Annotated in this window: 22 protein-coding genes and 1 tRNA gene; 14 read left to right on the top strand and 9 right to left on the bottom strand. The window is 65.3% G+C overall.

The annotated features are described in order from the left end of the window. Position 1 precedes the first annotated feature (1 nt). Both ung and ACSMEV_RS08570 read right to left on the bottom strand, forming a co-directional pair. Positions 2-703, bottom strand: a complete 702-nt coding sequence (gene ung / locus ACSMEV_RS08575) for a uracil-DNA glycosylase (protein ID WP_459208032.1) — start codon at positions 701-703, stop codon at positions 2-4. A gap of 157 nt (positions 704-860) precedes the next feature. Then, positions 861-1,310 carry a hypothetical protein gene (locus tag ACSMEV_RS08570; protein WP_459208031.1) on the bottom strand — a complete coding sequence of 150 codons (450 nt, stop codon included), beginning with the start codon at positions 1,308-1,310 and terminating at the stop codon, positions 861-863. 214 nt (positions 1,311-1,524) lie between these two features. On the opposite strand from ACSMEV_RS08570, the gene ACSMEV_RS08565 reads away from it, so the two are divergent. From ACSMEV_RS08565 to ACSMEV_RS08550, 4 genes are all read left to right on the top strand, one after another. After that, positions 1,525-3,015: a sensor domain-containing diguanylate cyclase gene (locus ACSMEV_RS08565; RefSeq protein ID WP_459208030.1), complete on the top strand. Its 1,491-nt coding sequence runs from the start codon at positions 1,525-1,527 to the stop codon at positions 3,013-3,015. Continuing rightward, a complete protein-coding gene (locus ACSMEV_RS08560) occupies positions 3,008-3,223 on the top strand; it encodes a cysteine-rich CWC family protein (RefSeq protein ID WP_459208029.1) in 216 nt (71 codons plus the stop codon). The genes ACSMEV_RS08565 and ACSMEV_RS08560 overlap by 8 nt, the downstream gene beginning before the upstream one ends. Positions 3,224-3,311: 88 nt before the next feature. Further along, positions 3,312-4,004, top strand: a complete 693-nt coding sequence (locus tag ACSMEV_RS08555; protein WP_459208028.1) for a pseudouridine synthase — start codon at positions 3,312-3,314, stop codon at positions 4,002-4,004. Between the two features lie 140 nt (positions 4,005-4,144). Beyond that, positions 4,145-4,218: transfer RNA gene (locus ACSMEV_RS08550), tRNA-Gly, on the top strand. A 116-nt stretch (positions 4,219-4,334) separates the two neighbouring features. Here ACSMEV_RS08550 and ACSMEV_RS08545 read toward each other — a convergent pair. Then, on the bottom strand, positions 4,335-5,783 hold the full coding sequence (locus ACSMEV_RS08545) for an IclR family transcriptional regulator domain-containing protein (RefSeq protein WP_459208313.1): 1,449 nt from the start codon (positions 5,781-5,783) through the stop codon (positions 4,335-4,337). A gap of 245 nt (positions 5,784-6,028) precedes the next feature. Here ACSMEV_RS08545 and ACSMEV_RS08540 point away from each other — a divergent pair, with 245 nt between their 5' ends. Genes ACSMEV_RS08540 through ACSMEV_RS08530 form a run of 3 tightly spaced genes read left to right on the top strand, consistent with a single transcriptional unit; the run spans position 6,029 to position 9,019 of the window. Then, positions 6,029-7,369: an MFS transporter gene (locus ACSMEV_RS08540; RefSeq protein WP_459208027.1), complete on the top strand. Its 1,341-nt coding sequence runs from the start codon at positions 6,029-6,031 to the stop codon at positions 7,367-7,369. 10 nt (positions 7,370-7,379) lie between these two features. Further along, positions 7,380-8,354 carry a hydroxyacid dehydrogenase gene (locus ACSMEV_RS08535; RefSeq protein WP_459208026.1) on the top strand — a complete coding sequence of 325 codons (975 nt, stop codon included), beginning with the start codon at positions 7,380-7,382 and terminating at the stop codon, positions 8,352-8,354. A gap of 26 nt (positions 8,355-8,380) precedes the next feature. After that, positions 8,381-9,019, top strand: coding sequence for an RraA family protein (locus ACSMEV_RS08530; protein WP_459208025.1), 639 nt, complete (start codon positions 8,381-8,383; stop codon positions 9,017-9,019). A 241-nt stretch (positions 9,020-9,260) separates the two neighbouring features. Here the strand turns inward: ACSMEV_RS08530 and ACSMEV_RS08525 are convergent, their stop codons facing one another. Both ACSMEV_RS08525 and ACSMEV_RS08520 read right to left on the bottom strand, forming a co-directional pair. Next, positions 9,261-9,452 (bottom strand): DUF1289 domain-containing protein, encoded by a 192-nt coding sequence (locus ACSMEV_RS08525; protein ID WP_459208024.1) that lies wholly within the window; start codon positions 9,450-9,452, stop codon positions 9,261-9,263. Between the two features lie 190 nt (positions 9,453-9,642). Further along, complete coding sequence (locus tag ACSMEV_RS08520; protein WP_459208023.1) at positions 9,643-10,116, bottom strand: hypothetical protein; 474 nt, start codon at positions 10,114-10,116, stop codon at positions 9,643-9,645. A 181-nt stretch (positions 10,117-10,297) separates the two neighbouring features. Between ACSMEV_RS08520 and ACSMEV_RS08515 the strand changes: the two genes are divergently transcribed. Next, complete coding sequence (locus ACSMEV_RS08515; RefSeq protein WP_459208022.1) at positions 10,298-11,311, top strand: DUF4917 family protein; 1,014 nt, start codon at positions 10,298-10,300, stop codon at positions 11,309-11,311. A gap of 6 nt (positions 11,312-11,317) precedes the next feature. Here ACSMEV_RS08515 and ACSMEV_RS08510 read toward each other — a convergent pair whose 3' ends face one another. Next, positions 11,318-12,541 carry a class I SAM-dependent methyltransferase gene (locus tag ACSMEV_RS08510; RefSeq protein ID WP_459208021.1) on the bottom strand — a complete coding sequence of 408 codons (1,224 nt, stop codon included), beginning with the start codon at positions 12,539-12,541 and terminating at the stop codon, positions 11,318-11,320. Positions 12,542-12,638: 97 nt separating this feature from the next. Then, positions 12,639-13,253, bottom strand: coding sequence for a TPM domain-containing protein (locus ACSMEV_RS08505; RefSeq protein ID WP_459208020.1), 615 nt, complete (start codon positions 13,251-13,253; stop codon positions 12,639-12,641). 200 nt (positions 13,254-13,453) lie between these two features. Here ACSMEV_RS08505 and bglX point away from each other — a divergent pair, with 200 nt between their 5' ends. The 6 genes from bglX (at position 13,454) to ACSMEV_RS08475 (ending at position 22,506) form a co-directional block, all read left to right on the top strand. Then, positions 13,454-15,742, top strand: coding sequence for a beta-glucosidase BglX (bglX, locus tag ACSMEV_RS08500; protein WP_459208019.1), 2,289 nt, complete (start codon positions 13,454-13,456; stop codon positions 15,740-15,742). Positions 15,743-15,820: 78 nt separating this feature from the next. Next, on the top strand, positions 15,821-17,578 hold the full coding sequence (locus tag ACSMEV_RS08495) for an ATP-binding protein (RefSeq protein WP_459208018.1): 1,758 nt from the start codon (positions 15,821-15,823) through the stop codon (positions 17,576-17,578). Beyond that, positions 17,572-18,906 carry a sigma-54-dependent transcriptional regulator gene (locus ACSMEV_RS08490; protein ID WP_459208017.1) on the top strand — a complete coding sequence of 445 codons (1,335 nt, stop codon included), beginning with the start codon at positions 17,572-17,574 and terminating at the stop codon, positions 18,904-18,906. The genes ACSMEV_RS08495 and ACSMEV_RS08490 overlap by 7 nt, the downstream gene beginning before the upstream one ends. 262 nt (positions 18,907-19,168) lie before the next feature. Beyond that, positions 19,169-20,485, top strand: coding sequence for an MFS transporter (locus tag ACSMEV_RS08485; RefSeq protein WP_459208016.1), 1,317 nt, complete (start codon positions 19,169-19,171; stop codon positions 20,483-20,485). A 197-nt stretch (positions 20,486-20,682) separates the two neighbouring features. Continuing rightward, positions 20,683-21,807 (top strand): Fic family protein, encoded by a 1,125-nt coding sequence (locus ACSMEV_RS08480; protein WP_459208015.1) that lies wholly within the window; start codon positions 20,683-20,685, stop codon positions 21,805-21,807. 87 nt (positions 21,808-21,894) lie between these two features. After that, a complete protein-coding gene (locus ACSMEV_RS08475) occupies positions 21,895-22,506 on the top strand; it encodes a flavin reductase family protein (RefSeq protein ID WP_313739115.1) in 612 nt (203 codons plus the stop codon). Here ACSMEV_RS08475 and ACSMEV_RS08470 read toward each other — a convergent pair whose 3' ends face one another. Together ACSMEV_RS08470 and ACSMEV_RS08465 are read right to left on the bottom strand one after the other, a co-directional pair. Then, on the bottom strand, positions 22,507-22,698 hold the full coding sequence (locus ACSMEV_RS08470) for a hypothetical protein (protein WP_459208312.1): 192 nt from the start codon (positions 22,696-22,698) through the stop codon (positions 22,507-22,509). It lies immediately after the preceding gene. 532 nt (positions 22,699-23,230) lie between these two features. Then, positions 23,231-24,550: a TolC family outer membrane protein gene (locus tag ACSMEV_RS08465; protein WP_459208014.1), complete on the bottom strand. Its 1,320-nt coding sequence runs from the start codon at positions 24,548-24,550 to the stop codon at positions 23,231-23,233. Positions 24,551-24,677 lie beyond the last annotated feature (127 nt).

Raw genomic sequence — 24,677 nt, 5'->3', positions numbered from 1 at the left:
CTCAGGCGACGGGGTTGGCCGGCAACGCCCAATCGATCGGCGCGATACCGCGCTGTTCGAGGAAGCCGTTGGCCCGACTGAAATGCCCGCAGCCGATGAACCCACGGTAGGCCGACAGCGGCGAGGGGTGCACCGACTTGAGCACCAGGTGCTTGGTACCGTCGATGAGCTTCTGCTTGCTCTGCGCATGGGCGCCCCACAGCAGGAACACCACGTGCTCGCACTCGTCGCTGACCACCTGGATGATGCGGTCGGTGAAGTGTTCCCAGCCTTTCTTGGCGTGCGAGGCGGCGTTGGCGCGCTCCACGGTCATCGTGGTGTTGAGCAACAGTACGCCCTGCTCGGCCCAGCTTTGCAGGTAGCCATGGTTGGGAATGGGCAGGTTCAGGTCGCGCTGCAATTCTTTATAGATGTTGACCAGCGACGGCGGCGTGGGCACACCCGGCTGCACCGAGAAGCACAGGCCATGGGCCTGGCCGGGGCCGTGGTACGGGTCCTGGCCGAGGATCACTACCTTGACCTGGGGCAATGGCGTGGAATTGAGCGCATTGAAGATCAGCGGCCCGGGCGGGTAGATCTGCTTGCCGGCGGCGTATTCCTGCCGCAGGAACTCGCGCAGTTGATGCATGTAAGGCTGGTCGAACTCGGCGCGTAGGGCGGCTTTCCAACTGGGTTCGAGCTTGATGCGATCGTCGTCGGTCATGGGGCGGTCCGAAATCAGGGGGCGCGACAGTAGAAAAGCGTCTTGCCCGTGTCAACCATGGGACCTGCGAGCGACACCATCGGTTCGTCCGGCGCTGCGGGTGCGATGTCCGAGCAATCCTGAGCCGGCCCGCATCGACCCGGGGTTGGCGCCTGCCCTAAGGGCGCGGGCCGTGGTGCCCGCCATGCTGCCGCGGCCCTTCGCCACGGCCCGGCCAGTTCCCCGGCCCGGCATGGCGCGGCCCGTCGCGGTGGGGCCTGGCGCGGTAGTCATACCGATCGCGGTCGCGGCCATAGTCGTAGCGCTGGCGATGGCCGTAGTCGTAACGTGGGCCACGTTCGCGAATGATCACCGGCGGCGGCGCATAGGGTCGCAGGCGCGGATCGGGCACCACGCGGTAGTAACCCCGCGGTGCCGGGTAGTAGCGGGGCGGCGCGTCGTAGCGATAGCGCGGCTGCGGTACCACGTAGTAGCCGTCGCTCGGATACACTTCGCGCTCGACGGAATACACCTCGGTGCGGTACTGGCCGCCGCCGGTATAGGGTACGCAGGCGGCCGTCAGCGACGCCGCGAGTGCGAGGAACAGCATTCGGATTCGAGGAAACATGGGCGGCCTCCTGGACCGCTGGGGTGCCCAGACCAACGACGCTGGCGGGCGTCGACCCCAGTACGTGGATCGACTTAGCTAGGACCGCGATTCCAGGGTTCGGTGCCAGCCTAGCAACAATTTGAAACAGGTGTTTCAGCCGTCGAAAAACATGGGGCCATTTTTTCTGCTTGTCACTAGAATGGCCCGCCTTGGCAAACATCATGGGAAGATCATGCCGCCTCGCTCCGCTCTGTTTTCGCAGCGCTCGCTGATCCTCGCCTTGCTGGTGCTGCTGACCTGCGGCTTTCTGGCCACCTCGCTGCTGAGCTATCTCGCCTCGCGCAGCGCCATCCGCGACAGCATCATCAACACCGAACTGCCGCTGACGTCCAACACCGTGTATTCGGAAATCCAGAAGGACCTGATCCGCCCGGTACTGATGGCCTCGATGATGGCCCAAGACACCTTCGTGCGCGACTGGCTGCTGGCCGGCGAGCAAGACCCCACGCGCATGACCCGCTACCTCGGCGGGATCGTGGCCCGGCAAGGCACCTTCACCGCGTTTCTGGTCTCCGAAGCCAGCCGCACCTACTACCAGGCCAAGGGCGTGCTGAAGAAGGTAGAGGCCGAAGAATGGCGCGACGCCTGGTATTTCCGCCTACGCGACGGGGCCGCACCTTACGAGATCAACGTCGATGTGGACATGGCCAACCAGGACGCTCTGACCCTGTTCATCAACTACCGCGTGCTCGACGACGACCAGCGCTTTCTCGGTGCGGCGGGGGTGGGCTTGAGCGTGAACACGGTGGTCGAGCTGATCGACGAATACCAACGCCGCTACCAACGTTCGGTGTTCTTCACCGATGCCCAGGGCAAAGTGCTGCTCACCGGCTCCGACGGCGGCCCACATGGCCTGCGCGTCGGCGACCACATGGCGGGCAACGCCGCGCTGGGCAGCATGGCCGGCCACATGCAGGCGCCCAGCGCTGGCAGCCACAGCTACGAAGACGCAAACGGACACAGTCATTACCTGAACGTGCGGCTGATCCCCGAGCTGAACTGGTACCTGATGGTCGACAAGCGCGAGACCGGCGCGCTGGACCGCATCCGCGAGTCGCTGTACATCAACCTGCTGATCTGCGCGATGATCACCCTCGTCGTGCTGTTGCTGCTCAATGCCATGATCAAGCGCCACCAGGACAACACCGAAGCCCTGGCCACCCTCGACAGCCTGACCGGCCTGCCCAACCGGCGCAGCTTCGACCTGCTGGCCGAGCGCGCCCTGCAACAGGCCCAGCGCGAACACAGGCCGCTGGTGGCGTTGCTGATCGACCTCGACCACTTCAAGGTGCTCAACGATACCCATGGCCACCTAGCCGGCGACGAAGTGCTGCGCCAGTTCGCCCTGGTGCTGCAAGGCAGCCTGCGCCAGACCGACATCCTCTGCCGCTGGGGTGGCGAGGAATTCATCGTGTTGTTGCGGGGTGTACAAGGGGAGGCGGCGCTGCATGTGGCCGACAAGATCCGCTTGCGCGCCGAACAACTGGTGTTCAGCTTCGAAGGCAAGCCGTTGCGCCTGACCACCAGCATCGGCCTGAGCGGCCTGCAACCGGGCGACGACTTGCAAGCTCTGCTGGCGCGGGCCGACAACGCCCTGTACCGCGCCAAGCAAGGTGGGCGCAACCGCGTCTGCGGCGAGCGCCTGGAGGCCGGGCATGACTGACGCCCAGCACTGCCCCGCCTGCGGTGGCCGCAACGATTGCGCCCTGGCCGACCCGCAACGCGCAGACCAGCCCTGCTGGTGCTCTGGGGTCAGCATCGACCCCGCCGTGCTGCTGGCCCTGCCCCTGGAACAACGCAACAGCCGCTGTTTGTGTCCGCGTTGCGCGGGGGTACTGGCACAGTTGGAAGCGGCATCGCCGTCCCGCTAGACCTTTACCGACACCGCATAGCGACCCTGCGGCGCTCGCCCCGCCAAAGCGCTAGACTGCGCCCCCCGCCCACGACCTGCCGACCCTCATGCGCCTGGACCGATTTCTCGCCAACCTGCCCCAGTACAACCGTCAGCAAGTGCGCCTGCTATTGGCGCAGCGGCGCGTGCGCGTGGATGGCCAGGCGGTGGACGATCCGCGCTGCGAAATCAGGATGTTCAGCCATGTGCAAGTGGACGGCCAGGTGCTGCAAGCCGGCGAGCCGGCGCGCTACCTGATGCTGCACAAACCGGCCGGCTGCGTCAGCGCCACCTGCGACCCCGAGCACACCACCGTGCTCGACCTGCTGCCGCCTGCGCTGCGTGAAGGGCTGCACATCGCCGGGCGCCTGGACTACAACACCACCGGCCTGCTCCTGCTGACCAATGACGGCCAATGGTCGCGCCGCCTGACGCAGCCGCGTACCAAGCAGCCCAAAACGTATCTGGTGCATACCGAAGACGAGATTGGCGCGCATTACGTGGCGCGCTTTCGCGAAGGGTTCTACTTCGCCTTCGAAGACCTCACCACCCTGCCCGCCCAACTGGACATCCTTGGGCCACGGGAGGCACGGCTGACGATCGTCGAGGGGCGCTATCACCAGGTCAAACGCATGTTCGGCCAGTTCGACAACAAGGTGGTGGCGCTGCACCGCGAGCAGATGGGGGCGATTCGTCTCGACCCTGGGCTGGCGCCGGGGGCGTATCGCGAGCTGGATGCAGCGGAGATCGCTTCGGTTTGATCCGCGTATTGGCGGGGCACCGGGGATAGATAGGCTGAGAAAGGTTGCAAAGGCGTTGCTTGGCGGAGCGGGAGAGGCGGTTATTTCACAGTTCGTGCTTTCAATACCTGCCGCACTCTGGTAAAAAGTCGCCCTGCGAAGCGGGTATAGTTTAGTGGCAAAACGAAAGCTTCCCAAGCTTTAGTTGAGGGTTCGATTCCCTCTACCCGCTCCACCCCCAAGCCCCGACATACGCGGGCATCAGCATTAAAATCCAGTCTACTTTCCCTACGATAACGAGCGCCTAGCACGGCCATCAGCCGCGCCTGCTCCCTCTTGCAGCGCTTAGTCTCAAGGTACGACTGGCCCCACCGACCCTACAGAAAGCAAACGGCCAATGCGTTCCGAGGCCAGCTTCATGCTCTCGACCAGGGACGGGATGTCACAGTCTTCCTTGCGGTACTGCGGTATGGTCGCGGAAATCGATCCGGCAACGTGCCCATCGATGAAGAAAGGCACGCCGATACCGAAGGCGCCCAGCACCCGTTCGCCGTCGCCCATCGACCAGCCTCGATCACGGATCGCCCCAAGGTCGGCCTGCAGCTTGGCGTGCGAGGTGATCGTCGCGTCGGTGAGCTTTTCCAGCTTCAGACCCTCAGCGAAAGCCGCTGGCAGATGAGCCAATACGGCTTTGCCCGCCCCCCCGGCATACAGGGGAACGTCCACCCCGGTTTCGAGCTGGTACTGGATAGGCCGCCAACCTTGGACAACGTCGAGGAACTGGGCCTTGGCAGTGGCATGGTCGAACGATAGATAGGCGATGGTCTCGCCCGTTTCCTTCACGAGAGCGTCGACGATGGCCTTGCAGAGCTTCACTGGGGAGTAGGTTTCGTTGCTCAGCAGCGCCGCCCATTGATAGAGGCGGGCACTGGGATGGATCGCCTGCCCGTCGCTGTGTATCAAGCGTTCGAGCGTGGCGGAATTCATGATTTTCTTGGCGGTCGCCACATTGCAGTGCAACTGGGCGGCCATACTCGAGCCGCACGCGTAGCCATTGGGCTCGGCGCAGACCAGTTGAAGCAGCCCCTCCAGCCGGGCGACGATGGAGCTGTCGCCATCGCTGATGACCTCGAGCCCAACACCGCTCGCCGCGCCGACCGTCTGTGCCAGGCGGTCGGCCATCTGCTCGAGAGCCGCCTGGGCCGTGTTGCGAACCTTGACCTCGACACTGCCCAGCTCGTGCAGCGACAGCAGAATCAGCAACCCCGGTGCCAGTGGCCTCACCACCATCGAAACAGCCGTAGGGAACTCGATTTCGGCGATGCCCTTCGACGGTTCGAGCGGTGTTCGCTGGGGTGGGATTTGCTCCGAACAGGGATGCGTTCGCAGGTACTCGCTCAAGCCTCTGCCGATGTCTGCGAACGACAAAGGGAACGGATTTCCACGCTTGGGCCTGAAGAACAACGTGGCCGGAGCCTCGCCACAGTGCAGGATGTAGTAGCCGTTCACATAAGGCGCATACACCGACAGTACGGCCGCCTGCCGTGCGCTTTGCGCCAGACCGTCGAGTAGCTGCCGGGCCGTGTCCAACAGCGCACTGCGATGATTCAACGCGTGCATCAGCACCCTGAAGCGCGGCCCCACTCGATATTTTCCGACGCCCTCCTCGACCGCAAAATCCCGCTCGACCAAAGCCACCAGGATGCGGTTGACGGTGCTGCGGCTTTGCTCGAGCTCGTTGGCCAGCTCCCTGACGCCCCAGGCTTCGCCATCCGCTCGTCTGACCAAAGCATCCAGCACCTCGATCAATCGACCGTGGCTGGACGTGGCTGCGCAGGCTTTGGAAGCCGCATGTTCAGTGGGTGCGTTTGGCATTTGATTGGCTGGCAGGGCATCGGGAGATCGCCATTTTGTGCCCGTTGCAAGGTGCAGAGCAATCGTCGCCTGTTGACAGCCGGGCCGAGCGCGAGGATTCTTTAAAAAAACAAAACAGGACACTGTCCCATTTTTTAAAGATGGGCGTGATCCACACAGTGGAGTGACCTATGAATAACAACAATACGTTGACGGAGTCCGTCGCCCTGCCCGAGCCTGGAATCGAGCGCAAGACCAAAGCCAAGAAGGCTACCGCCGCAGCCGTCTTCGGTACGTTCGTCGAGTACTACGACTTCAGCATCTACGGCTACCTGGCGGCCACCCTCGCCCTGGTCTTCTTCCCTTCCGACGACCCGACGACGGGCTTGCTCAACACCTTCCTGGTCTTCGGTTCGGCATTCCTCGTGCGCCCGATCGGCGCCATAGCGTTCGGCTGGCTCGGGGACAAGGTAGGACGCCGAACGAGTCTGATCGCCAGCATCACCCTGATGGGAGTTGCCGCGACACTCATCGGCCTGCTGCCAGGCTATGCGCAGATCGGCGTCTGGGCCCCCATCCTGCTGGTCGCGCTGCGCATGCTGCAGGGCTTCTCTGCCGGTGGCGAAATTGGCGGTGCGGCCAGCTACATCCGCGAGTGGGCGCCCGCCCATCGTCGCTCGCTGTACATCTCCTTCCTGCCGTCGATCGCACAGTTCGGCAAAGGGCTCGCCGCAGCCATCGCCGGTCTTGCGGCGGCCTGGCTGACCGACCCGCAGATGGCCGATTGGGGCTGGCGCATTCCGTTCCTGCTGGCCCTGCCCTTGGGCATCGTCGGCCTGTGGATGCGTCTGGGCATCGAAGACAGCCCGGAATTCGAATCGAAAAAAGCCGACGTGCATCAGGCACACAGCGCACCCTTCGCCGAGCTGGTGCGTGACTACAGGCGTCCGCTGACCAAGGTCATGATGATCTCCCTGGTGCAGAACGTCGGCACCTACATCGGCACGGTATTCATCGCCGCGTACTTCAGCTCGATCCTCGGCTACTCGAAGGGCCAGGCTTCCACCATCGTGCTGGTGGCCGTCAGTTTCGCCGCGCTGATGATCCCACTGGCGGGCCACCTCGGCTCGATCATCGGCAGCAAAGCCGTGCTGCGCCTGGCCTATCTCGGCTACGCGCTGCTCTCGGTGCCCTCGTTCCTGCTGATGCAGCAAGGCCAGGTCAGCCTGGCCATGGCCGGTCTGGCCCTGGGCATGGTGCCTTACGCGCTGTGCCTGGCCGGCACCTATTCGGTCATGCCCGAATTCTTCCCGACCCACGTTCGCCACACCGGCGTCGCCTTCGGCCACAGCGTGGGCGCCGTCATCGGCGGCGGCATCGGGCCGTTCATGGCCACCTGGCTGATCGGCGCCACCGGCAACCAGACGGCGCCCGCTTTCATCCTGAGCGCTGCCGGTGTCTTGGGGCTGATCGTGTTGTGGACCGTGCGCAACCAAGCCGCCGACGACGACAAAAAACATCAATTCGCCTGAGTACGACAGCATGCCTCTGATCTACGTCACCAGCCCCATCCATGAAACGATCCTCTCCCGCCTTGCGCAGATCGGCGAGGTTCGTCTCGGCTATGGCCCCCATGCCGTCGCGTACGAAGAAATCCACAACCAGGTCGATGCCGTGTTCTTGCGGGGTGGCCGCATCAGCGCAGAAATGATCGCGGCCTCGCCGAAGCTGAAGATCGTCGCTCGGCACGGTGCCGGCTATGACAACGTCGACTGTGAAGCGGCCGCCGACCACGGCGTCTGGGTCACGAACACGCCGGGTGCGAATCAGCGCAGCGTGGTCGAGCACGTCTTCGCCCTGCTCTTGTCGCTGTGCCGCAAACTGCCGCTAGCCTCGGAGCAAACCCGCAACCAGATCTGGGCAGAAGACCGCCTCTCGTTGACCGGCATCGAGCTCGAAGGGCGCACGCTGGGCCTGGTGGGATTCGGCAACATCGGCTCGAGCGTGGCACCCGTGGCGGAGGCGTTCGGCATGAAGGTGGTCTTCACCGACCCGGCCATCGACCCGGGCTCGGACAAGCGCTGGGTGGACTTCGACACCCTCCTGTCCACGGCCGATGTCGTCAGCCTGCACGTGCCGTTGCTGCCGACCACGCGCAACCTCATCGGCGCACCCGAGTTCGCCAAGATGAAAACCGGCGCGATGCTGATCAACACCAGCCGTGGCGGCGTGGTGGACGAGCAAGCCCTGGTCGATGCGCTCGAGCGCGGCAAGCTGGCCGGTGCGGGGGCTGACGTTCTGGCCGCCGAGAACATCGACATGATCAAACCCTTCGCGCATGCCACGCCAGACATCGCCAACACGCCCAACCTGATCGTCACGCCCCATGTCGCCGGCCAGACCGACGAGTCACTGCTGCGCGTCGGCATGAGCGCCCTGGAAGCGATCGCCGCCGTGCTCGAGGGCCGAGCACCTGCCCACCCCGTCAACCAGCCTGTGGCGAAGTCGCTCGGCTAAGCCTTGTTCGAAACGAGAGGTCTGCAATGTTCATCAATGTGTCCGATGAGTCGATCCGTGTTAACGCCACCTGGGAGCGCGCCGATCTGGCGTCGATCGAGGAGATCTCGCACTACCCGGTGGCTTTGATCGGCGATGTGCTCGAGCGCATGGGCATGATGGCTTCGGCCATTCGCCACACCGCCGGCAAGCCCAGGTTCTTCGGCACCATCCTGCCGCTGAACACGCGCGAGGGTGACAACCTCGCCATCCACCGCGCGCTGGACGAAGCGCAGCCAGGGGATGTGCTGGTCATCAACGGCAACGGTGAAGTGAACCGCTCGGTGTTCGGCGACCTGCTCGGTGAGGTTTGCCTGGCCAAGCAGGTGGCGGCGGTGGTCATCGATGGCGCGGTGCGTGACGTCGAAGAACTCGACGGCATGGGGCTGCCCGTCTATGCCCGCGCGGTGAACCCGGCCGGCCCCTCGAAATGGGGGCCGGGCCAGGTGGGTATCGCCGTCGCCTGCGGTAACGTGGTGTGCTATCCGGGCGATGCCATCATCGGTGACCGCGACGGCATCATCGTGGTTGCGCGCAGCCTGCTGCCGACCCTGGCCGAGCGGGTGAAACGCCAGGACGGTTATGAAAGCAGCTTCCGCGAGAAGGTGCGGGCCAGCGTGCGCTAGGCGAAAGCGAGCGAGGCATTCGCTCTGACATGGAAACATGGGCTCCAGCCTGATCTCCCCCGGTTGTCGCGAGGCCGTCTGCACGGTCTTGCGGCTTGCCGAGGCGATGATCGCTCGGCCGCCCTCCTTTAAGTACGCGGTTCGATGCAGCGCTTCAGGCGCCCTGCTCAGCTACATGCCACGCTTCACGCGCATGCGCCTTCAAGCTGCCGAAGCCAGGCAAGGTTGGGTTGCGGACCTTTCATTTCTTGTCGCGCTTCTTCTTCTTGATCGCCTTCAACCGCACGGCGGCGCGCTCCACCGTGTCCTTCTTCTCGGACCGCTTCATGCCCTTCCACTTGCGGATTTCCTCGCGGCTGCGCCCGCAGCTCAGGCACATTTCGCTGTTGACCTTGCACTCGGAAATGCAAGGGTTCTTGATCTCTTTGGCCATCGTTCAGTCCTGTGTGCGCGACGCGAGCCGCTTGGGCTTGCAGAGCCGTCGTTTCAGGTTCGAGCGCGACGGCGGGCAAATCATTCCCATTGCCTGGAGCACGTGCTGCCGAAACCTTCGCGTACCAGGCGCAGCGCAGCGCGGGCAGCGCTTCAGCGCAAGGCGTGGCATGCGATGACGCCCCGCCACCTCACAGCCGATCCTTGACCTGCGCCAGCGCCTGCCGGGCTTTCGCGTCACGGCGGGACGGACGCGCCACGACATTGCTCGGCCACTCATGCCACAGGTGCGCCACGATCGCCGCCGCGATGCCCCCGAGCACACCGCACAGCAGCCCGGCGAACAGCGCCAGGTGCGCTTGCGCCGGCCCGGTCTGGTCGAGTACGAGAGCGCTCACCCCCGCGGCCCAGACCAGCGCCACCGCGAATGCCAGGAGGTAGCTGCGCCCTTCGCGCTTGGGCCGCTTGGCGCCGCGGTTGAGCACGGCCAGCAGCACCAGCGCCACCACCACTGCGCAGGCGACCACCGGCGCGACCAACGCGCAGGCCCGGCCACCGCAGAAGGTGGTGGCGGCCAAGGCGCCGACGCCGGTGAGCACGAGCAGGATCACGGCCACCAGCCGGCCTTCGACGTACTGCTCCGCGCCAAGATGTTCGCTCGCCATAGCCTGAAACCTTTCCTACCTAGAGATGAATGGTGCGGACGATATAGACAGCCGCGTGCGACCTCAAGAACTGCCGCTCGACGCCCGTCGCTTTCGGCCGACCGGCGCCTGTCGGCCCGCGCGGCGCGCCAAGGCGACGTGTTACAGTCGCGGCGTTTACGCGACCGCCAATGGAAGTCCAATGCCCGCACGCGATGCCCACCTGCCCTCCTGGGCCGAGCTCAACGACCGCCACCCCGCCACCGCCCTGCTGCTGGGCAACGGTGCCAGCCGCGCGCTGTGGAAACCGTTCGGCTACTTCTCGCTGTTCGAGCAGGCCCAGCAGGTCCGCCACAAGGCCCTGGGCATCAGCGACCAGGCGCTGTTCAAGGCCCTGGGCACGGAGCTGTTCGAGCCACTGCTGAGCGCGCTGAACACCACCGTACGCGCCAATGCCGCCCTGGCCATCAACTCCACCGCACCGCTCAACCGCTACTACTCGATCAAGCAGGCGCTGATCCATGCCATCCGCGCCGTGCACGTGCCGCTGAGCCTGGTGCCGGACGACACGCTGGCGCAGATCAACGCCGAGCTGCGCCGCTACCGCAGCGTGTACACCAGCAACTACGACCTGATCCTGCCCTGGGCCGTGCAGCACCGACCCGAAGGCTTCGCGGCGCTGTTCGACGAGCAGGGTTTCTTCGACGTGCGCCGCACGCAAGTCGACGGCACCCGCATGCTGCACCTGCACGGCGGCCTGCACCTGCTGCGCCAGGCCGACGGCACCACGCGTCTGCGGGCCGCCGAGGGCCGCGAACTGCTCGACGGCGCGGCGGTGAACGTGCCGGGCGAAGTGCCGCTGTTCGTCAACGAAGCGCCCAGTGCGCACAAGCTGCAAGCCATTCGTGGCAGCGACTACTTGTCATGGTGCCTGGCGCAACTGGCCGCCGAAGGCGGCAACCTGTGCCTGCTCGGCCAGCACCTGGACGACAGCGATGGGCACTTGCTCGATGCCCTGCGCCAGGCGCGTCCGGCGCGCATCGCCGTGGCGATTCGGCCCTTGGGCGAAGCCTCGGTGCTCAACCAGCAACGGCATTTCGGCGAGCGGCTGGGTGACCTGCCCGGCACCGCGCTGGACTTCTTCGACGCCAGCAGCCACCCACTGGCAGCCCCTGGGCTGGCCATCGAGCCACCGAAAGGCCTGCGCCGACGCTGAGCGTCCTCAGTGCGCCGGCAGCAGGCCGTCGGCGCGCAGCAGGGTCTCCAGGCAGTGCTCGGTGATCGAATAGAACGCCTTCAACTGCGCGATGCGTGCCAGCAGCTCGTCGTTCGGCAGCGGCCGCTCGCGCTTCACGGCCAGGACCATCTTGTTCTTGCTGGTGTGCTCCAGGGAAATGAACTCGAACACCTTGGTCTCGTAGCCGCAGGCTTCCAAGTACAGCGCGCGCAGGCTGTCGGTGAGCATCTCGGCCTGCTGGCCTTGATGCAGCCCGTATTGCAGCATCGGCTGCAACAGCTCGGGGCTGCGCAGTTGCGGGCGCAACTGCTTGTGGCAGCACGGCGAGCACATGATGATCGCCGCCTGGCAGCGGATGCCCGTGTGGATGGCGTAGTCGGTGGCGACGTCACAGGCGTGCAAGGCGATCATCACCTCGATGGCATCCGGCACCACGCTGCGCACGTCGCCGCACTCGAAGTGCAGGCCGGGGTGTTCCAGACGCGACGCCGCGGCGTTGCACAGCTCGACCATGTCCGGGCGCAGCTCCACGCCGGTCACTTGGGCCTCGCGGCCCATGCTGTTGCGTAGGTAGTCGTGCATGGCGAAGGTCAGGTAACCCTTGCCCGAACCGAAGTCGGCCACCCGCAACGGCCGTTCGGCCGGTAGTGGCGCGCTGGCCAGCGCATGCTCGAAGACTTCGATGAATTTGTTGATCTGCTTCCACTTGCGTGACATGGACGGGATCAAGGCGCCTTGCGCATCGGTCACGCCCAGATCGCGCAGGAAAGGCCGCGACAGTTCCAGGTGGCGCTTCTTCTCACGATCGTGGCCGCTGCTAGCGGCCATCTCGCGCGGCGCCTGGGCGCCATGGCGCTGCAGCATGGCCTTGCCCTTCTTGCTGAAGGTCAGTTGCACCTCGCCGTCGGCGTCGAACAGGTGGGCATTGCGAAAGGCGGCGGGCAACAGCTCGGCGGCCAGCGCCGGCACGTCGGCCAGCGGCAGGTTGCGGGTGATGTCGCGGGTCTGGTGCCGGTAGACCAGCGAAAGGTGCGGCTGGCCCTTGATCAGCACCGGCTTGGCGATGATCCGCTGCAGGCTGGCATCGCTGCCCACATGCCGGGCCAGCACCAGCTTGCTCAGGGTGTTGTCGGCCAGGGCCCGGTCGAGCAGGGCGAGAAACTGGCTGCGCGCATCGGATGCGGCAGCGGGGGGAGCGGTAACGGACATGGACAGCGGGTGCCTCGGAATGCGGAAGCGCGGAGCGCAGTGGCGCGCATTCTACGTGGCCGGCGCAGGTAGGCGAAGCGGCAGGCGATGGGCGCGGCTAATCGAGCAGCACCAAGCGCTGGGCAACCAGGTGCTGGGCGGGCGGTGTGGGTTCGCCTTGCGGCGCCAGCGCTTCGAGCAACTCGGCGCAACGCTCGATGGCCAGCAGCAACCCCGGCAGCAGCTGCTCCCGGGCGAGGTCGGCACGCAGCCGTTGCTCGATGGCGTGCCGCGCGTTCGCCGAAACGGCTGGGGCAAGTGCGGCCTCGTGGAGGATCTGCACATGGCGTTCGGCCTCGCAGACGAAGATCGACAGCCCTTCCCGCACGCCCTGCAGCTCGAAGTGTCGGCATGCCAGCCGCGCCGTCTGCCGCCGCCGCACGACGGGCGGCACCAGCCAGCCACTTAGGCGCGGATGGCGCAGCAGCAGGCACAGGCCGACGAACAGCAGACCATGCAGTAGCAACAGCATGCGGCCCAGGTGCCAATCCAAGGCCGTTTGCAACGTCCAGGGCACGGCCAGGGCCAGCAAGGCGGCGCAGAACAGAGGCAGATAAGGGTAGTCGTCGGTGCGGCGCGCCAGCACCACATGCAAGGTGGCGGCCGTGCGCCGCTCGGCGCCGGCGACGGCCTCGACGATCTGGCGCTGTTGCAACGGGGTGAGCGAAGTCATGCCCTGGGTCTCGGTGGCTTCTTATAGTTATGGGTGCATCGTGGTTCTGGAGCCGCGGCCATAATCAGGCATAATTCGGCGCCGGCCATCGGCAGACCGGCATGCCGTGGCCCGACGCACTGTACAACAATAGCCGCCCGAACACTTCGGTTGCCCGTACTCCTCCCGGAGACGGCCTGCGCCCCATGACGGAATCGACCATGAAATTGCCTTTGCTGGGCCTGGCTTTCGCCCTTGTCAGTCAGGCGGCCCTCGCCGCCGACGCCGCTCCCGCCCTGCAAGACAAGCAGGCCTTCATCGACCACCTGCTGGGGCAGATGAACCAGGCCGAGAAGATCGGCCAGTTGCGCCTGATCAGCATCGGCCCGGAAATGACCGCACAGAAGATCCGCGAGGAAATCGCCGCCGGCCGCATAGGCGGCACCTTCAACTCGCGCACCGCCGCCGAAAACCGTCCCATGCAGGACGCGGCCATGCGCAGCCGATTGAAGATCCCGATGTTCTTCGCCTACGACACCGTGCACGGGGAGCGCACCATCTTCCCCATCAGCCTGGGCCTGGCCTCGAGTTGGGACTTGGCGGCCATCGCCCAGGTCGGCCGCACCTCGGCCCTCGAAGCTTCGGCCGACGCGTTGGACATGACCTTCGCGCCCATGGTCGATATCGCCCGCGACCCGCGCTGGGGCCGCACCAGCGAAGGCTTCGGCGAAGACACCTACCTCACCTCGCGGATCAGCGAAACGATGGTCCGCGCCTTCCAGGGCAAGAGCCCGGCCGAGCGCGACAGCATCCTGGCCATAGTCAAGCATTTCGCCCTGTACGGTGCGGTGGAAGGCGGGCGCGACTACAACACGGTCGATATGAGCCTGCCGAAGATGTACAACGACTACCTGCCGCCCTACCGCGCCGGCATCGATGCCGGCGCCGGTGGCGTGATGGTGGCGCTGAACTCGATCAACGGCGTGCCGGCCACCGCCAACACCTGGTTGATGAACGACCTGCTGCGCAAGGACTGGGGCTTCAAGGGCGTGACCATCAGCGACCACGGCGCGATCCAGGAGCTGATCCGCCACGGCGTGGCCCGCGACGGTCGCGAGGCGGCCAAGCTGGCGATCAAGGCAGGGATCGACATGAGCATGAACGACTCGCTCTACGGCGAGGAACTGCCGGGGCTGCTCGAGTCCGGCGAAGTGAGCCAGGCCGAGCTCGACCAGGCGGTGCGCGAAGTGCTCGGTGCCAAGTACGAAATGGGCCTGTTCAAAGACCCCTACGTGCGCATCGGCAAGCGCGAAGACGACGTGCCGGACACCTACGCCGAATCGCGCCTGCACCGCGACGCCGCCCGTGACGTGGCCAAGCGCAGCCTGGTGCTGCTGGAAAACCGCGAACAGACCCTGCCGCTGAGCAAGTCCGCCGCCATCGCCGTGGTCGGCCCACTGGCCGACGCGCCCATCGACATGATGGGCAGCTGGGCCGCCGATGGCCGGCCGCAGCATTCGGTGACCGTACGCGAAGGCCTGCGCCGGGCGCTCGACGGCCGGGGCAAGCTGGTCTACGCCAAGGGCGCCAACGTCACCGGCGACAAGGCGATTCTCGACTACCTCAACTTCCTCAACTTCGATGCCCCGGAAATCGTCGACGATCCGCGCCCGCCCGCGGTGCTGATCGACGAGGCGGTCAAGGCCGCCCAGCAGGCCGACGTGGTGGTGGCGGTGGTCGGCGAGTCGCGCGGGATGTCGCACGAGTCGTCGAGCCGCACCACCCTGGAAATCCCGGCCAGCCAGCGCGAGCTGATCAAGGCTTTGAAAGCCACCGGCAAGCCCCTGGTGCTGGTGCTGATGAACGGCCGCCCGCTGTCGATCGCCTGGGAACGCGAGCAGGCAGACGCCATCCTGGAAACCTGGTTCAGCGGCACCGAAGGCGGTAACGCCATCGCCGATGTGCTGTTCGGCGACTACAATCCCTCGGGCAAGCTGCCGATCACCTTCCCGCGCTCGGTGGGGCAGATTCCGCTGTACTACAACCACCTGAGCATCGGCCGCCCGTTCACTCCGGGGCAGCCGGGCAACTACACTTCGCAGTACTTCGAGGAACCCAACGGCCCGCTGTACCCCTTCGGCTACGGCCTGAGCTACAGCAGTTTCGCCCTGTCGGACCTGAGCCTGTCGAGCAAGCACCTGCAACGCGGCGAAACCTTGCAGGCCAAGGTCACGGTGCGCAACACCGGCAAGCACGACGGCGAAACCGTGGTGCAGCTCTACCTGCAGGACGTGACCGGTTCGATGAGCCGTCCGGTGAAGGAACTCAAGCGTTTCGAGAAGCTGATGCTCAAGGCCGGCGAATCGCGGACCCTCGCCTTCGAGCTGGGCGAAAACGACCTGAAGTTCTACAACGCCCAGCTGCAGCACGTGGCCGAAGCGGGCACCTTCAACGTGCAAGTGGGGTTGGACTCCCAGGACGTGCAGCAGCAGTCGTTCGACCTACGCTGACCGCAGCTTGGGGTGCCGCCGTCGCGGCGCCCCGAGTGCGAGCCATCGCCCGGCTACCTTCTTCCAGGGGATCGCCCCATGCCACCGTCCTACCGCGCCCTGCGTCTGGGGCTGATGATTCTGACCATCGTCGCCGGTACCGTGCTCAGCGCCGGCTGGGCGATGCAGCACGCCAAGCGCGACGCGATGCGCGCCGATGCCATGCGCGCCAGCGAGCAACTGAGCCTGTACGCCACGTCCCTGCATACCCTGATCGAACGCTACCGCGCCCTGCCCGCCGTGCTCGCCCTCGACCCGGAATTGATCGCCGCCCTGCGCGGGCCGGTCGAGGGGGCGGCGCAAGAGGCGCTCAACCGCAAACTGGAACGCATCAACGGTGCGGCGCAGTCCTCGACCCTGGAACTGCTGGACCATACCGGCCTTGCCGTAGCCGCCAGCAACTGGCGCCTGCCGACCAGCTACGTCGGCTCCAACTACGGCTTTCGCCCGTATTTCAAACAGACCCGCAGCGAAGGCACGGGGCGTTTCTTCGCCGTGGGCGTGACCAGCGGCGTACCGGGCTACTTCCTCTCCAGCGCGGTGAACGACGAGCGCGAGCGCTTCCTCGGTGCGATGGTGGTCAAGCTGGAGTTTCCCGAGCTGGAACGCGACTGGCGCCAGGGCAGCGACGTGGTGCTGGTCAGCGATGCGCGCGGCATTATCTTCATCGCCAACCAGGAGGGCTGGCGCTACCGCGAACTGCGCTCGCTCAACCGCGATGACCGCGCAGAACTCGCCGAGACCCGGCAGTACGACAAGCAGCCGCTGCGCCCGCTGCAACACCAGGTGCTGACCCGTTTCACCGAGCACAGCCGCCTGAGCCGCGTGCAAGGCCCGCAAGGCAGCCGCGACTACCTGTGGGAAAGCCTGCCGCTGGACAGCGAAGGCTGGACCTTGCACCTGCTGCGCCAGCCGCAGGTGGGCGAAGACGGCCGCAACGCCGCCTTGGGCGCGGCGGCGGTGTGGCTGAGCCTGGTGTTCGCCACGCTGTTCGTCAGCCAGCGCCTGCGCCTGGCACGCTTGCGCCAGCGCAGCCGCGAAGCGCTGGAGCGTGAAGTGGAGCAACGCACCCGCGAGCTGCGCACCGCCCAGGAGGGCTTGGTGCAGAGCGCCAAGCTGGCGGCCCTGGGGCAGATGTCGGCGGCCCTGGCCCACGAGATCAATCAGCCGCTGACCACCCAGCGCATGCAGCTGGAAACCTTGCGCCTGCTGCTCGACCATGGCCGCATCGACCAGGCCCGACAGGCCCTCGAACCTCTGGAGCAGATGCTCGTGCGCATGGCCGCACTCACCGGCCACCTGAAGACCTTCGCCCGCAACAGCCCCGGTGGGCTGCGCGAGCGCCTGGACCTGGCGACCGTGGTCGACCAGTCCCTGCAACTGCTCGACACCCGCCTGCGCAGCGACGGCATCGACCTGGCCTTGTACCTGGCGCGCCCGGCCTGGGTGCGCGGCGACGCCATTCGCTTGGAGCAGGTGCTGATCAACCTCTTGCACAACGCCCTGGACGCCATGGCCGACAAGCGCTTCAAACGCCTGGAGATCCGCATCGAGCACGCCGGCCCCGACTGGCGCCTGAGCGTGATCGATTCGGGCGGCGGCATCGCCGAGGCCGACCTGCCCAAAGTCTTCGACCCCTTCTTCACCACCAAACCGGTGGGTGACGGGTTGGGCCTGGGCCTGGCCATTTCCTACGGTATCGTGCACGAGGCCGGTGGCCAGCTGCGGGTCGAGAACCTGGCCGGCGGCGCCTGCTTCATCCTCTCCCTGCCCTGCGATCTGGAGCCTGTATGTTGAACTCGGTGATGGTCATCGACGACGAAGCGAGCATCCGCACGGCCATCGAACAATGGCTGAGCCTGTCGGGCTTCGACGTGCAGCTGCACGACCGCGCCGAGGCCTGCCTGGCGCAGTTGCCCGCGCACTTCCCCGGTGTGGTGATCAGCGATGTGCGCATGCCGGGTATGGACGGGCTGCAACTGCTCGAAGAGTTGCAGCAGCGCGACGCCGACCTGCCGGTGATCCTGCTCACCGGGCATGGCGACGTGCCGATGGCGGTCGACGCGATGCGTCGCGGCGCCTATGACTTGCTGGAAAAGCCCTTCACACCGCAGCACCTGCTCGGCAGCCTGCGCCGCGCCTTGGAAAAGCGCCAACTGGTGCTGGAGAACCGGCGCCTGCACGAGCAGGCCGACCTCAAGTCGCGCCTGGAAGGCACCCTGCTGGGCATGTCGCAAGGCCTGCAGCAGTTGCGCCGCCAGGTGCTGGAACTGGCCGCCCTGCCGGTCAACGTGCTGATCCGCGGCGAGACCGGCAGCGGCAAGGAGCGCGTGGCGCGCTGCCTGCACGACTATGGGCCGCGCGCCGACAAGCCCTTCGTGGCCCTCAACTGTGCGGCGATTCCCGAAGCCCTGTTCGAGGCCGAGTTGTTCGGCCACGAGAGCGGCGCTTTCACCGGCGCCCAGGGCAAGCGCATCGGCAAGCTCGAGTACGCCCACGGCGGCACCTTGTTCCTCGACGAGATCGAAAGCATGCCGCTGGCCCAGCAGGCCAAGCTGCTGAGGGTGATCCAGGAGCAGAAGCTTGAGCGTCTGGGCGCCAACCAGAGCATCAGCGTCGATGTGCGGGTGATCGCCGCGACCAAGCCCGATTTGCTCGAAGAGGCCCGTGCCGGGCGCTTCCGCGAAGACCTCGCCTATCGCCTGAACGTCGCCGAACTGCGCCTGGCACCCCTGCGCGAGCGGCGTGAAGACATTCCTCTGCTGTTCGAGCACTTCGCCCGCCATTGCGCCGAGCGCCTGGGCCGTCAGCCCACGCCGCTGTCGGCCCTGCAACTGACGCAACTGCTGGCCCACGACTGGCCCGGCAACGTACGCGAACTGGCTAACGCCGCCGAGCGCCACGCGCTGGGGCTGGATGCGCCCGAAGCGCAAGCCGATGCCGGCAGCCCGTCGTTGGCCGAACAACTCGAAGCGTTCGAAGCGCAGTGCCTGCGCGCGGCCTTGCGCCAACATCGGGGCGAGATCAAGGCGGTGATGGAAGCGCTGCAACTGCCACGCCGCACACTCAACGAAAAGATGCAGCGCCATGGTTTGGTGCGCGAGGATTTCATCGAGCGCGTATAGGCGGAATCTTGCCCATTGGCTAGCGGCGATAGGCGGATTTCCGCTCATGGGTGATCGCAATGCCGTATTTTCAGAGTGGCCTGAATTGACCGAGGGTGGCCTTCTTCTTCTGTATAAGCGCTTGAGATAGGCTTTTGCGCAGGTTCCAGGCCCGCGCCCGCACCCTTTTGAATCGCTGCGCACCCAATTGGCACACCTTCTGCAACTGTCCGGGCCTGCCTGCCATAGCGGGCCCTAAAAAAACAATGAGAAGGTATCCCTGATGGATAACACCACGCCCCTGCCAGGCCGGGCGCAGCCCGCGCCCGCCATCCGCAGCACCTCCAGCCGACTCAAGTCGATCTTCAGCGGCTCGATCGGCAACATGGTCGAATGGTACGACTGGTACGTCTACGCCGCATTTTCGCTGTACTTCGCCAAAGCCTTCTTCCCCGCTGGCGACACCACCGCACAACTGCTCAACACTGCCGCGATCTTCGCCGTGGGCTTCCTGATGCGCCCGATCGGCGGCTGGCTGATGGGCCTGTACGCCGACCGCAAGGGCCGCAAGGCGGCGTTGATGGCCTCGGTGCTGCTGATGTGCGCCGGCTCGCTGGTCATCGCCCTGACCCCCGGCTATGAAACCATCGGCGTGGCGGCACCGATCCTGTTGGTGGTCGCACGCTTGATGCAAGGCCTGTCGGTAGGCGGTGAATACGGCACTTCCGCCACCTACCTCAGCGAAATGGCCAGCAAGGAGCGCCGCGGCTTCTTCTCCAGCTTCCAGTACGTGACGCTGATTTCCGGCCAGCTAATCGCCCTGGCGGTACTGATCATCCTGCAGAACACCTTGACCACCGAAGAGCTGTACGCCTGGGGCTGGCGCGTACCCTTCGTGATCGGCGCGCTGTGTGCGGTGGTCGCCCTGTGGCTGCGCCGTGGCATGGAAGAGACCGCGTCGTTCACCAAGAAGGAAAAAGCCAAGGAAAGCCTGATGCGCACCCTGCTGCGCCACCCCAAGGAGCTGCTGACCGTGGTCGGCCTGACCATGGGCGGCACCCTGGCCTTCTATACCTACACCACCTACATGCAGAAGTACTTGGTGAACACGGTGGGCATGAGTATCAGCGATTCGACCACCATCTCGGCGGCCACGCTGTTCCTGTTCATGTGCCTGCAACCGGTGATCGGCGCACTGTCCGACAAGATCGGCCGGCGCCCGATCCTGATCGCCTTCGGCGTGCTGGGCACGATCTTCACCGTGCCGATCCTGACCACCCTGCACACCATTCAGAGCTGGTGGGGCGCGTTCTTCCTGATCATGGCCGCGCTGATCATCGTCAGCGGCTACACCTCGATCAACGCCGTGGTCAAAGCCGAACTGTTCCCCACCGAAATCCGCGCCCTGGGCGTGGGCCTGCCCTATGCGCTGACCGTGTCGGTGTTCGGCGGCACGGCCGAGTACGTGGCGCTGTGGTTCAAGAGCGCCGGCATGGAAACGGGCTACTACTGGTACGTCACCGCCTGCATCGCTTGTTCGCTGCTGGTGTACGCGACCATGAAGGACACGCGCAAGCATTCGCGGATCACGACCGACTGACGCGGTGGTGTATGGGCACGGCTAGATGCCGTGCCTGTATAGCAGCAATATGTGAGGGACAAAGGGCGCTCCGGCTGACGGGGCGCCTTTTTTCATGCGTGCGTACAGTCTGTGAGCCGAATAACGGTATTATTCGGCTCATTCTGTGAGCCGAATAATACCGTTATTCGGCTCACCCCCTTCGAGGAGTGCAACGCATGGGCGATAAAACATGGATTTGGCAACGTCCTGAATGGCCCACTTTCCATTGGCGTGAAGCGGACTTGGCCGTTTCACTGCGTCAGTGCGTAGAAGCACAAGGCCAATTGTTGGGCAAGCTGAGTGCTGTGGATGGCATGGATGACAAACAAGCCGTGCTCGACACGCTGCTGAGCAACATCGTGACGTCTTCGGCCATCGAAGGAGAGCAGTTGAACGTCGAGTCGGTACGCTCATCCCTGGCCAGACGCTTGGGCGTGGTAGAGCCTGGCCGGATATCGGCCCGCAGCGAAGGCGTGGCCCAACTCATGCTCGATGCCACCCAAGGACTCGATGCGCCGCTGACCATGGCTCGACTGTTCACTTGGCACCGCTGGCTGTTCGCCGAAGAGGCCCAGGGGTTGAGCCAGCCCTTGAGCATCGGCGCACTGCGCGGCCACGAACCCATGCAGGTAGTCTCTGGACGCCTGGACAGGCCGACCGTGCACTTCCAGGCTCCGCCACGTGAAGGCCTGGAGCAGGCGCTGGACGCGTTCCTCGACTGGTTCGCCCGCAGCCGTGGCGAGCCAGGGCTCGACCCGCTGCTGCGTGCAGGGATCGCCCATTTCTGGTTCGTGACCCTGCACCCGTTCGACGACGGTAACGGCCGCCTCACTCGCGCCCTGACCGACCTGGCGCTTGCGCAGGGTGACGGCCAAGCCATTCGCTTCTACACCATGGCCGCCAGCATTCTGGACGACCGCGCCGGTTACTACGCAGTGCTGGAAAGCAGCCAGAAAGACGGCTTGGACATCACCCGCTGGCTGAGCTGGTTTCTCGACACACTGTTGCGCAGCCTGCAACAGGCCTTGGCGCGTATAGACCGCGTGCTGGCCAAGGCTCGGTTCTGGCAGGCACATCGGGAAGAGGCACTCTTGCCCGAACAGGTCAAGGTGCTCAATCGCTTGCTCGACGGCGGTGCCAAGGGGTTCGAAGGCGGGATCAGCGCAGCGCAATACCAGGCTGTAGCCAAAGTGTCGAAGGCTACCGCTACACGCCATTTGGTCGACTTGCTCGACAAGGGCTGCCTGTTGCGCTTGCCAGGCGGGGGACGCAACACGCGGTACCACGTCGCAGTGCCTTAGAGGCAGCCTGCTTCCTCAAGCAGCACTTGCAGCCACGCCCAGCCTTGGCACACTAGGCAATTCCTCCCCCGCACAAGGCCGCACCCCATGCATTTCTACGAACCCGCCAAAGGCCACGGCCTGCCCCACGATCCGTTCAACGCCATCGTCGGGCCACGGCCCATCGGCTGGATCTCCTCGCAGGACGCGCAAGGCCGGCTGAACCTTGCGCCTTACAGCTTCTTCAACGCCTTCAACTACATCCCACCGATCGTGGGTTTCTGCAGCGTCGGGCGCAAGGACAGCCTGAACAACATCGAGCAGACCGGCGAATTCGTCTGGAACCTGGCCACCAAACCCTTGGCCGAGGCCATGAACCAAAGCTGCGCGGCAGTGGCGGCGGACGTTGACGAGTTCCAGTTGAGCGGGCTGACGCCAGCGCCTTCGCGCATCATCCAGACGCCACGGGTGGGCGAGAGCCCGGTGTCGTTCGAATGCAAGGTCACGCAGATCGTCCAGCTCAAGCGCGCCGATCAGGCGCTGGTACCGAGCTGGTTGATCCTGGGCGAAGTGGTGGCCGTGCACATCGCCGAGCGTCTGCTCAAGGACGGCATCTACGACACGGCGGCGGGCGAGCCGATCCTGCGCGGTGGCGGCCCGGCGGACTACTTCGAGCTGGGCAACCTGTTCAAGATGAGCCGGCCGCAGGTGGAAAGCTGATCACCAGACCAGCTCGGCGTCCGCGCTGACGTCTGTGAGGCGCTCGAGTTCGGCGCTGGCCGCGGCGTCAGCGGCCATGGCGCTGGTGAAATGCTGGCCGTCGAGCACCTTGTGGAAGCGCGGCGCGCCGCCGTCGACCAGGTGCTTCACGGCGATCGCCGCGTGATACCCGCCGCCTTCGGCGGGCACCATGGCGGAAACGGCTTCGAACTGGGAAAAGACTCTACGGGCCACGACGGCGCTCCACGGCTGGCGAAAAAGTGGCGATTGTACACCTACCCTGGGTTTCACACGGTCTTGTAGGAACGGTCGGCCGGGCGTCTGTCTAGCCGTGATGGCCGGCAGGGCCGGCCTGACCCTCGGCATGCTTTGAAGCCGACGAGCTCTGCGGTTGAGCCATTGGGGCGACTTCGTCGCCCATCGCGGCTGAAGCCGCTCCTACAGAAAGACGTGTATCCCCAGGAAATGCACTGATCTACAGAAACACCCACCTCCCAGGAAATGCACTGGCCTACAGAGAGACTCATCCCCCAAGAAATGCACTGACGTGTAGGAGCGGCTTTAGCCGCGATGGGCGGCGAGGCCGCCCTGATTGCCGGAGAAGCCCGATCCTGGCGTAGCTGCAGTTTGCAGCCATGGATGCAGCCTGGCGGCCATCGATCCCAAACCAGAGCGCCTATACAGCCGTACAGCCATTCGGTCGTGGGGCGTTCGTACCAACGCCTCAGAACAACGCCTGCACCTTCTCCAACTCGCGCCGGGTCATCTGCCCGGTGCGGGTGTGCAGGTTCACATAGCTCTGCAACATCGCCAGCTTGGTGTCGAGCAAATCGCGCTTGGCCGAGAACAGCCGCTGCTGGGCATCGAGGATGTCGACCGTTGAGCGTACGCCAGCGCCATAGCCCTTCTGCGCCGAGGTCAGCGCGGTTTCGCTGGAGCGTACAGCGGTGGCCAGGGCCTTGATCTTGTCGAAACCGGCGACCACACCCAAGTAGTTCACCTCGACGTCCTCGCTCAACTGCTGCTGTTGGGCATCGAGGCTTGAGCGGGCGCTTTCCAGCGCGGCGCGGGCCTTTTCCGACGAAGCGGTGACGCCGCCGCCCTGGTACAGCGGAATGTCCAGCACAACACCGAGGTAATACGTCGATTGGCGCTGGGACAGCTCGTTGATGTCGCTCTGATCGATGCGTGCCACGCGTCCGCTCAGAGCCAGGGTAGGGTAATGCTGGGCTTTTTGCTGACGCAGGTTGGCTTCGGCCAGGCTGATCGAGGCGCGGCTGACGCCCAGCACCCCCGCGCCCTGGTCGGCTTTGGCCATCCAGTAGTCCAGGTCCTGCTCGGGGGCGAGCAATGCCGCGGCCGGCGCCTGGGTCTGCATCGGGGAAATTTCCGTGACGTCGATGCCGGAGCGTCCCGCCAGCCGACGCAGGGCCGAGCGGTGCTGGGCCTGCAACTGGATTTCCTGGGCGCGCACCGCGTCGAGCCGCGCCTGCGCCTCGGCCAAATCGGTGACCGTGCCCTCCCCGGCATCGAACAAGCGCTGGGATTGGGTGGCCAAGCCTTCGATGGCGGCCTTCTGCTGGGTGGTCAGGGCCAGCTCGTTTTCAACCTTGGCCAGATCGAAATAGGCTTGCACCACCCGATCGAAGAGCACCTGGTCGGCGTTGTCGTGCTGCACCTCGCCCAGTTGGCCGCGGGCCTTGGCCTGTTCGTAGGCGGCCCAGCGGCCCTTGTCGTAAAGCGGTTGGGTCACGGTCAGGGCGACGCTGTCGGCGGCGTATTGATCGTCCTGGCTATGGGCCGGCGATTGCCGTTCGAACTGCCCGCCATGGCCGTAGCGGGCGTTCACGCCCACCTGTGGCAACAGCGCGCTGCGGCCGATGGCCCGCTCCTGGCGGGAGGCGTCGTAATCGTGGCCGGCCACTTGATAGGTGGCATCGTTGAGCCGCGAGGCGTCGTACAGCCCCAATAAAGAAAGCGGCGGCTCGGCGGAGAACGCTGGGGCGGCGAGCAAACTTAACAGCACGGTCAGGGAAAGACGCATGGTCAGGCTTCCTCAAGTGAAAGACATGATTCGGTGGCGAGCCTGGACGCGGTGGGCAGAGCGCTTATCGACGGGCGCATGCCGGTAGCTCCTAGAACGAAGGCAACTGTGCAGCGTGCACAGCGGT

Source organism: Pseudomonas sp. MLB6B, assembly GCF_054508135.1.
This window is presented reverse-complemented; position numbering and strand designations above follow the sequence as displayed.

What these genes read in the sequence shown, in the direction of transcription:
- ung (WP_459208032.1), bottom strand. Translation starts at nt 703, where the DNA reads ATGACCGACGACGATCGCATCAAGCTCGAACCCAGTTGGAAAGCCGCC.
- ACSMEV_RS08570 (WP_459208031.1), bottom strand. Translation starts at nt 1,310, where the DNA reads ATGTTTCCTCGAATCCGAATGCTGTTCCTCGCACTCGCGGCGTCGCTG.
- ACSMEV_RS08565 (WP_459208030.1), top strand. Translation starts at nt 1,525, where the DNA reads ATGCCGCCTCGCTCCGCTCTGTTTTCGCAGCGCTCGCTGATCCTCGCC.
- ACSMEV_RS08560 (WP_459208029.1), top strand. Translation starts at nt 3,008, where the DNA reads ATGACTGACGCCCAGCACTGCCCCGCCTGCGGTGGCCGCAACGATTGC.
- ACSMEV_RS08555 (WP_459208028.1), top strand. Translation starts at nt 3,312, where the DNA reads ATGCGCCTGGACCGATTTCTCGCCAACCTGCCCCAGTACAACCGTCAG.
- ACSMEV_RS08540 (WP_459208027.1), top strand. Translation starts at nt 6,029, where the DNA reads ATGAATAACAACAATACGTTGACGGAGTCCGTCGCCCTGCCCGAGCCT.
- ACSMEV_RS08535 (WP_459208026.1), top strand. Translation starts at nt 7,380, where the DNA reads ATGCCTCTGATCTACGTCACCAGCCCCATCCATGAAACGATCCTCTCC.
- ACSMEV_RS08530 (WP_459208025.1), top strand. Translation starts at nt 8,381, where the DNA reads ATGTTCATCAATGTGTCCGATGAGTCGATCCGTGTTAACGCCACCTGG.
- ACSMEV_RS08525 (WP_459208024.1), bottom strand. Translation starts at nt 9,452, where the DNA reads ATGGCCAAAGAGATCAAGAACCCTTGCATTTCCGAGTGCAAGGTCAAC.
- ACSMEV_RS08520 (WP_459208023.1), bottom strand. Translation starts at nt 10,116, where the DNA reads ATGGCGAGCGAACATCTTGGCGCGGAGCAGTACGTCGAAGGCCGGCTG.
- ACSMEV_RS08515 (WP_459208022.1), top strand. Translation starts at nt 10,298, where the DNA reads ATGCCCGCACGCGATGCCCACCTGCCCTCCTGGGCCGAGCTCAACGAC.
- ACSMEV_RS08510 (WP_459208021.1), bottom strand. Translation starts at nt 12,541, where the DNA reads ATGTCCGTTACCGCTCCCCCCGCTGCCGCATCCGATGCGCGCAGCCAG.
- ACSMEV_RS08505 (WP_459208020.1), bottom strand. Translation starts at nt 13,253, where the DNA reads ATGACTTCGCTCACCCCGTTGCAACAGCGCCAGATCGTCGAGGCCGTC.
- bglX (WP_459208019.1), top strand. Translation starts at nt 13,454, where the DNA reads ATGAAATTGCCTTTGCTGGGCCTGGCTTTCGCCCTTGTCAGTCAGGCG.
- ACSMEV_RS08495 (WP_459208018.1), top strand. Translation starts at nt 15,821, where the DNA reads ATGCCACCGTCCTACCGCGCCCTGCGTCTGGGGCTGATGATTCTGACC.
- ACSMEV_RS08490 (WP_459208017.1), top strand. Translation starts at nt 17,572, where the DNA reads ATGTTGAACTCGGTGATGGTCATCGACGACGAAGCGAGCATCCGCACG.
- ACSMEV_RS08485 (WP_459208016.1), top strand. Translation starts at nt 19,169, where the DNA reads ATGGATAACACCACGCCCCTGCCAGGCCGGGCGCAGCCCGCGCCCGCC.
- ACSMEV_RS08480 (WP_459208015.1), top strand. Translation starts at nt 20,683, where the DNA reads ATGGGCGATAAAACATGGATTTGGCAACGTCCTGAATGGCCCACTTTC.
- ACSMEV_RS08475 (WP_313739115.1), top strand. Translation starts at nt 21,895, where the DNA reads ATGCATTTCTACGAACCCGCCAAAGGCCACGGCCTGCCCCACGATCCG.
- ACSMEV_RS08470 (WP_459208312.1), bottom strand. Translation starts at nt 22,698, where the DNA reads ATGGTGCCCGCCGAAGGCGGCGGGTATCACGCGGCGATCGCCGTGAAG.
- ACSMEV_RS08465 (WP_459208014.1), bottom strand. Translation starts at nt 24,550, where the DNA reads ATGCGTCTTTCCCTGACCGTGCTGTTAAGTTTGCTCGCCGCCCCAGCG.